This is a genomic window from Psychrobacter sp. AOP5-GZ1-6, assembly GCF_052376345.1.
GTDB lineage: Bacteria > Pseudomonadota > Gammaproteobacteria > Pseudomonadales > Moraxellaceae > Psychrobacter.
The window spans coordinates 1-8,075 of the sequence record NZ_JBQSVP010000139.1; the positions used below are offsets into that span (position 1 = coordinate 1).

Consider the following 8,075-nt stretch of genomic DNA (forward strand, 5'->3'; position numbering starts at 1 on the left):
TCTTTTACATCAATTATGGCTACGTCTGATGCCAGCATACTTTTTAGAACACCACCACTTTTTTTAATATTATTAGTTTTTAACACTACTTGTCTGTGACGCTACTTGAGTTAAGACTTCAATGAAAATAAAGTTCGCTATTAAGCGTCAGTTATTGACGTATGAATGTATCAAGTGGCTTGATAGTTCAAGTGGAACTTGACACACTGCATGGTTTTAACAGACCTTGCTTGCTGGTTTTGAATTCAATAAATTTATTATTTTCGGTAGCCCATTATGGCTGTATCTAAATACTATTTAGGCTACAAAAAGCTTTCTAAAGCTGTTTTTGAATGGCAAGCTGCTGATAGAACATCGCTGCTGGCTTCATTTATGGTAATGGATGTTTTTTCGCATTGGTTGTGGTGTTTATTTGTTTGGTATCAACGCGATGTTTATAGTGCTTTTATTGATATGAGCCTTCTCTATTCGTTGTGGACTGGCGTAACGATGGTCTGTGTTTTTTTGTTATGGATGTCCAGCCGTTTTTCACCAGCCAAAAACCCTCATAACAATTTATATACTTGGCAAGCAGTGCTCATCACTGTTTATAGTGTCTATATTACCTTTATTATAGTCATACTAGGATATAGTAGTTTGGTCACGGGTGTATCCTTGCTTGGTAGTGCGATGTTGGGAATGCTGCTCATACGTCGACGCTATGTTTGGAGAGCTTTTTTAGGGCAGATTATTGCGATATTATTAGTAACACTATTTCCTTATTGTGGCATCACCTTACCCAGTCTGCGTCAAATGAGTGCCATTACTCTTCCTCCTAGTATTCATAGTTATATGACTTATAGTGATATGACAATCATGAAAAACGAAGCATTGAATTGGGAGGGTATCAATTACCTACGTCAATCTTCCAATATTTTGTGGCGTTCTACACATATGTATATGTCGCTACCAAAAGCCATATTTATTATCTATATGTTCCGTACTTTGTTGGTGGTATTAGATAATAGTAGAAAAGAAACCTTGCAACATGCCAATCAAGATGAGCTGACACAACTAAAAAACCGTCGTTATGGTTTGATGCAAATGAAGCAAGCATTGGTGACGATAGAGGAGACGCAAGATATCAGCGTTATTTTATTGGATTTAGATTGGTTTAAGGAGGTCAATGACAACTACGGTCATGATGTGGGCGATCAAGTTTTAATTACAGTAGCACAGACGCTATCACAGTCTTTAACGGACGATATGATTGTCAGCCGATATGGCGGCGAGGAGTTTTTGATTGTACTGCCAGATAAGAGCCATGCCAGCGCTATGGTTATTGCGGAACAATTAAGACGATCTATCGCGGAAAATGTGATTACGGTTGATAATCAAACGACTTTTACTATAACTGCTAGTCTAGGAGTGTATTCGCTGACTTATAAAGAATGTGCCTCTCTTAAGCAAGCGAATCGAGCAGCAGGAAAGACAGAGACAGGATGTGAGCTTGATGAGTCGCAGCCAACCGAATGTTATACTGAAAGCACATTTGATAACCAAACTGAATTCACACAGCTATCTCAGGATATTTGCCAACTATTAATAGGCACTGCGGACAAGGCTCTATATGAAGCCAAGCACCGCGGTCGTAATCAAGTGGTCAGTGCTAATGAGATGTGGGCAGCAGGTGATCATAGGATTAACTCGCTTTATGGTACCTAAATAGCCGATGGTGTTAGTGGTCTCCATGATTGATAGGCCAGTTTTGTCTTTCATATCACCCTTCATTGATTTGATTATCATGTTTGCTAATTGCTAATTGCTAATTGCTAATTGCTTGACTAAGCTTGCTAATACACTTGTGGCAAAGCTACCAGTCGTTAGCGTGAAGCTTAATACCAGTGTTTCCTCACCTTCTTTATCCTGCCATTCCCACGTCAACGCTTCGATAGGTAAGCGTAATGCTCGTCTTTGAGCCTTAATATCACGTTGCTCTAACCCTGCTGCTAGCTGCGTCAATAATGGGCTGTATTTTACAACTTGATGCTCAATATCTGCGGCTACGCTACTGACTTTATCGTTACTCTTGCCCCATAACACAGCCGTTGGATGAATATCGCCAGTGGCTAGTCGTGCGCGTAATGTGTCGTCTATCGCTTCACTGGTGAATATCGATCCTGAACCATCTAGGTTAAATACCTCACCGGCCAAGCCTGTATTCCAGCTTCCATCGCGGACACGCGCTGCCAGTATTTCGTTAAATATCAGGCTGCGTGCAGCAGACAGTTCCATCGTGTTTTGCTCGCGCGGTGCACGCTTGCGTTTACTCTTTTTGGGCTGTGGGCGACTTTCTGGCACTGGACGTGCAAATAGTCTCAAGGCTTCTCTAATATTATTACCATTACGCCCGAAGCGTTGCGGACCAAAATAATTGGGTACACCACTTTTACTAATAGTCGCTAAATGTTGTTCGATAGCTTTCTTTGCAGATAGTAATTGCTCAGGGGTTAAGCGCTCAGTGTCATGCTCTGTAAACTGAATATCACGCAATGTAATCACAAATTGGTTGGCACGATGCGTACCGCGATTGAGTTTTTTGTTATGCCAGTGCTGCGCAAGGATAGTGACAGACTCATTTTCGCCAATGTCCACTGGTGCAAACTCAGTAGGTGGCAATTGCTTTTTGGGTATGCGCAAACTAAACCACTGGGTCGTCAATGCATGACGGTCTTTTAACCCCGAGTAGCCGACGTCACGCAATGGAATGTCTGCCCACTCTGACAATAGTTTGGCCAAATATGCTGTATTCATGCCTGATTTTTGGATATGCAACCATAGATGCTCACCTTCATCCGTAAAGTCTAATGGCAGTACCTCATTGACGATGAAATCTGTCGTTTTAGCTTTATAAGTGGCTTGTTTTAATAGTGGTAGTATCGGCTGCGGTAATTGTGATGTATCCGCGGCGGCAGTGATGTCGATGTCTGCTACATCAGACGTCTTATTAATAAGTGATGTGTGCTCACAATCTGACTGAGAGACTGTGGTTTCTGCGGTTGCTATCGCTGCGGTATTGTTATCTAGAGAAGTCATAAAATAGTCTGTTGTGTTGGTTATCAGTGTTAGGGATAAGTGATAGAAGTGTTGGTTGGCGTCAAGGTTACGTTTTGCAACGCAGTAATCCTATAAAAAAACATCGTGTTTTGGATGCGCTTGTTACTATCTATTAATAAAGTATTATAACCATTAAGGAAGACTTATGACTAAGGCAACGATCAACACAGTCACCATTGATAAGGCTGATATTCCAGATGGTGGCATGAAATCATATAAGCAAGATGACGATAGTATCATTTTAATCACGCGTGACGACAGCACGTTTCATGCATTTGATGGTAAATGTCCACATGCTGGCGCAGATCTAGGTAATGGTTTACGTTGTGGTCATCGTGTGGTTTGCCCGTGGCATCATGCGACTTTTGACAGTCGTGATGGCACGCTATTAGAGCCAATAGCGATAGAGGGATTGACTCGATATACAGTGACTGATGATGGTGACACCTTATTGGTCGATACTTCTGCTCAGATCAATGAGCGTGTTGAACAGGATAAGTTGTCTGATACGCACACCATCATCGTTGGTGGTGGTGGCTCTGGATTTATGACGGCCGACCAGTTGCGTCAGGGTGGTTATGGCGGCAAGATTACGTTGATCAGTAATGAGGACAAGGCCCCTTATAATCGACCATTACTTTCTAAAGCGTTTTTAGCAGGGAATATGCCCGAAGAAAAGTTACTACTTGGCGGGGCAGATTGGGCACAAAAAAACGATATTAAGCTGCGTTTGAATCAAACGGTTAGCGAAGTATTGCCCAATGAGCGCCGCGTAAACATGGTTGATAGTAATGACGACAACGAGACAGTCACAGCTGATTTTTTAGTGGTCGCTACGGGTGCGTCGCCTGCCATACCACCTATTAAGGGTACAGATTTGGATGGTGTCTATACCTTACGCAGTATGGAAGATGCCAAATTAATAAAAGCCGCTAGCCACGACCAGCGAGTGGCTATTATTGGTACGGGTTTTATTGGTATGGAGGTCGCCTCAGCATTAGCGCAGGCAGGTACGACCGCTTCTATCACGGTAGTTGGTCAAGACAATCGTGTGATGGGCAATATCGTCTCAGAAACCGTTAGCAATGCGCTTATCAAGCTGCACGAGGAAAACGGCATCAACTTTGTATTTGATGCGACGGTCAACGAAATCACCAAGATTGACCGTCAAGTTGACAAAGACGATCAGGCTTCTTCAAATGTAGGCGGTGTCACGCTAGCAAGTGGTGAGCATATTGATGCCGACATTGTGATTCTAGGAACAGGTGTATCAGCCAATACCAGTCTATTAGCAGAGGTCAATGATCCAGATGGTGTACAGGTTGATAGCACATTGCAACTGCGTGATGGGGTATATGCATTGGGCGATATAGCCAAAGCTTCAGGTCAAATGGGGCGCATGCGGATTGAACACTGGCGAGTGGCGTTGCAACATGGTCTTGTGTCTGCCGCTGCGATATTAAATGATGACAGTGTCGAGTCATTAGAGGCGCGTATTCCTTTCTTTTGGACCATGCAATATGGCAAGAGCTTACGCTATAGTGGTCATGCAGCGACACCTGAGTACCACATTTTATTTGGTGCGCCAGATACGCTTGATTATATTGAGTACTATTTCGATGATGAAAATGAGGACACGCGGGCTAGTGCGGCAAGTACGCTTGGACGTGACAAAGAGTTAGTTGCCTTCTCTGAGTTATTACGCCGTGGACACGCACCGACACGCGCTCAGCTCAATGCAGGGTTTGATATTATTGAGCAAGCACAGGCATTATCACAATCAGATTAAGACAAGCTCTAGCAATTTGCACACTATCAGTATTATTATTGAGGCTGACTTTATAAATGAAGTCAGCTTTTTTCATATAAGGATAGGAAAATAATAATATGCACAAAGGTTCTGTGTTTTTACGGCAAGCCACATTGGCTGATATTGATGCACTTGAACAACTGTTAAATCGTTGTTACCGTCAGAAAACTGGCTGGACCAACGAGGCTGATCTCATTGGTGGTATTCGCACCACAGCGGCAAGCTTGACGGCTGTTATTAATGATCCTTGTCACTATTTTTTTGTGTATCCAAAGACAACCACAGGCAAACGTGACGGAGATGAAACGGGTGAGTTGTTAGGGTGCATCAATGTTGAGATAAAAATAGATACAGACTTAAACGAAAGCCTTTTCTATCAAGGAGCTGATAACAGTGCTTATATCGGTATGTTTGCAGTGTTGCCTGAGCAGCAAGGAAAAGGCGTTGGTCATCAGATTTTACAGGCTGCAGAAACGTTCGCCAAACATCGTCTACAATCTGACTTAAGCATCTCTGATAATAAAAATTCACGTCTTACCATGTCTATTTTGAGTCATCGTCCTGAGCTATTGGCTTATTATGAACGCCGCGGCTACCAGTTGAGTGGGCATAAAATAGCTTTTCCTAATGATGGTAATAATGGTGAACCAAAGCGTGATGATTTAGAGCTATTAGAGCTAGAAAAAATAGTTAATCCATAAAACACATCTGCATCTGAATTCGGCGTCGACAGTAGGCGATTATGTCGGCTTAACCTTATCTAATATTATTTCTAATGATTAGCGCCAAAAGTATCGAAAGGTCATAAATAATCCCACGCTCAATAATAAAAATGCCACAATGATTAAGCGCTTAAACCAGTTAAAGGCTGGCAGGCGCGTGGCGTTGTCATCAGACATAAGATAAGCGAACAAACACAGTAGGCTTGCTGCTAATGTCATGATCCCAAGACCAATCGGTAATATAAATAAATACACCTGCCACATAATTATCTCTCAACGGTCAGTATTAAGCGCATCATAACAGCAACGTGATTGTGCTGTCTGTATGAAAGTCGCTAAAAACCTTTGGCGCTCGCTATGTGAAAGCGACCAAAGTATAAAAACAATATAGTCATTCCACTATAAAGGTATTACAGCGTCTCGCTTGAAGTATCACATATACACTCGGTTGCCTTGTACTATTCTTGAATTGAATAGGCTATATTAAAAAATAAGCAAATATCGAGAAATTATGTTGGGTTTAAAGTTATAATTATGTATAGTTAAGGTAACTTTATAGATATTTTGGTAGCAATGAGATTAGTGCTGAAAATCAGCGACACTTTGATACATAGTTTCATATAGATAGTACGTGATTATTATTGATAGTTGAGGTGTCTGTAAAACCAGTTTTAAGGTTTATCAAGCGAGTATTGAGTTGATTTTAATCATTGAAGCTGAGCCATGTTTTTATAAGTTATTCATAGTAAAGTCGTTGAGATATATCAAATAAAACCACGTTTATTCTTAGAGGGATAATATGCTAAAAAAAATCGCTTTTTTAACGATTACATCAATACTATTTGCTGGTTGTGCTTCAATACCTACAGAAAATGTTGAAGTATCTAACGTACTCAAGCAAGTGAAAGCCCCAAGTACAGATAATGCTGGTTTATACATTTACCGTAGTAATAGCGTAGTGGGCGCGGCTTTGAAGAAAGATGTCTGGGTGGATGACGAGTGTATCGGAGAGACCGCGCGTGGAACATTCTTTTATCATGAGGTGCTAGGAAATGCAGAGCATAAAGTCTCTACAGAATCTGAATTCTCACCAAATGATCTAATGGTAATGACCAAAAAAGGTCAAAACTACTTCGTCAAACAATATATCAAGCCAGGTCTATTCGTTGGTGGCGCGGGTTTAAAACTGGTTCCTGAGAGCGAAGGTAAAGAGGCGATCGCTGATCTTAAGCTTGGTGTTAAAGGTACTTGTAGTAAGTAGTTTAAAGAGCACTGTTAGATATTTTTTATAAAGGGGCGCTAATGTGAGTTGGCGTCCTTCTTTATTTTATGGTTGCACTAAGGACAGATATGACTTTTATACTCAATAAGATATTCAAGCCGCTTACATTATTGTCGGGGCTGCTAGTTTTACCACTATTGTCCTATCCGGCCTTGGCGCAAACCTATCAAATCCAAGATTTCTCAGACGATTATGATGCAGTCATTGAGGAAATAGAGGGAAAGGAATATGGCTATGAAGCAAATAGCATTGTTAAAATTATAGATAAAAAGACACATAAAACTCTGATTAATCAGCCTGCTAGTATCGATATTGAATATGAGTTGAGCAACAGTGAAGATTATCAATTGGGCGAAAAAATCAGTGCCAATATCGTCAGTATTCCTTATGGTGAACATAGTGTGTTGATCTATGATGATTTTAATTTTGATGGACAAAAGGATTTAGCGATAAAAGATGGGCGCCACGGTTGCTATGGTGGGCCTTCTTATCAAGTCTATCTCAAAAATGATGATAAATTCGTCCTTAGTGAAGGATTTACTGATTTGGCACAAGGCTATTGCGGTTTTTTTGGTGTAAATAAAGACAGTCAAACTTTGTATACGATGACTAAGAGTGGCGCAGGATGGCATCAGTATTCAAAGTATAAAGTGATCGATAATAAGCCAGTGGCCGTACATGTGCTTGTAGAAGAATATAATCCAAAACAATTAATTTCTATCACCGAGAGCACAAGAGTGAATGGTGAAATGGTAGAAGACAGCTATGAGGTGTTACCTGAGTACGATAACGAAAGCCACGATGGGACATTGCCTTTCATTTATAAGTTGGATTTAGATAACGGTAAAAAAATGGTCTTAAATAACACTTATAACGAGGACGGTGATCAGCTGTACTATGCTTTTGCGGATAAAGACGACAGAATCGAGCTGTATTATGATGGGCTATTTGTCTATGATAAATCTAAACAAACGCTTAGCTTTCTCAATAAGCCTGTGGTTTATCAGATCAATAAGCAAGGCATTACAGTGAGACAATCTAACAAGAGCGTTTTACTCAAGTCAGTGCCACAGAGCGAGCAGGGCAGTCTAGAAAATCTTGCGCAGTTTAATAATGTGAGAATTAAATAATTCTTAGATTAACACATGAAGTGCAATACCAAATT

Annotated in this window: 7 protein-coding genes; 5 read left to right on the top strand and 2 right to left on the bottom strand. The window is 41.0% G+C overall.

Going from position 1 to position 8,075, the window contains the following annotated elements; all coding sequences use genetic code 11:
- Positions 1-276: 276 nt before the first annotated feature.
- A complete protein-coding gene (locus ACT3RN_RS13240) occupies positions 277-1,704 on the top strand; it encodes a GGDEF domain-containing protein (RefSeq protein ID WP_192520375.1) in 1,428 nt (475 codons plus the stop codon).
- Between the two features lie 93 nt (positions 1,705-1,797).
- Here the strand turns inward: ACT3RN_RS13240 and truD are convergent, their stop codons facing one another.
- Positions 1,798-3,075 (bottom strand): tRNA pseudouridine(13) synthase TruD, encoded by a 1,278-nt coding sequence (truD, locus tag ACT3RN_RS13245; RefSeq protein ID WP_192520376.1) that lies wholly within the window; start codon positions 3,073-3,075, stop codon positions 1,798-1,800.
- Positions 3,076-3,241: 166 nt separating this feature from the next.
- Here truD and ACT3RN_RS13250 point away from each other — a divergent pair, with 166 nt between their 5' ends.
- Both ACT3RN_RS13250 and ACT3RN_RS13255 read left to right on the top strand, forming a co-directional pair.
- Positions 3,242-4,885 carry an FAD-dependent oxidoreductase gene (locus ACT3RN_RS13250; protein ID WP_192520377.1) on the top strand — a complete coding sequence of 548 codons (1,644 nt, stop codon included), beginning with the start codon at positions 3,242-3,244 and terminating at the stop codon, positions 4,883-4,885.
- 98 nt (positions 4,886-4,983) lie between these two features.
- Entirely contained in the window at positions 4,984-5,607 is a 624-nt protein-coding gene (locus ACT3RN_RS13255; RefSeq protein ID WP_192520378.1) for a GNAT family N-acetyltransferase, read from the top strand.
- Positions 5,608-5,685: 78 nt separating this feature from the next.
- On the opposite strand, the gene ACT3RN_RS13260 is transcribed toward ACT3RN_RS13255, so the two are convergent.
- On the bottom strand, positions 5,686-5,892 hold the full coding sequence (locus ACT3RN_RS13260) for a hypothetical protein (protein WP_192520379.1): 207 nt from the start codon (positions 5,890-5,892) through the stop codon (positions 5,686-5,688).
- Positions 5,893-6,427: 535 nt separating this feature from the next.
- Here ACT3RN_RS13260 and ACT3RN_RS13265 point away from each other — a divergent pair.
- Together ACT3RN_RS13265 and ACT3RN_RS13270 are read left to right on the top strand one after the other, a co-directional pair.
- Positions 6,428-6,889 carry a DUF2846 domain-containing protein gene (locus tag ACT3RN_RS13265; protein WP_192520380.1) on the top strand — a complete coding sequence of 154 codons (462 nt, stop codon included), beginning with the start codon at positions 6,428-6,430 and terminating at the stop codon, positions 6,887-6,889.
- 89 nt (positions 6,890-6,978) lie between these two features.
- On the top strand, positions 6,979-8,040 hold the full coding sequence (locus ACT3RN_RS13270) for an XAC2610-related protein (RefSeq protein ID WP_192520381.1): 1,062 nt from the start codon (positions 6,979-6,981) through the stop codon (positions 8,038-8,040).
- Positions 8,041-8,075: the final 35 nt, after the last annotated feature.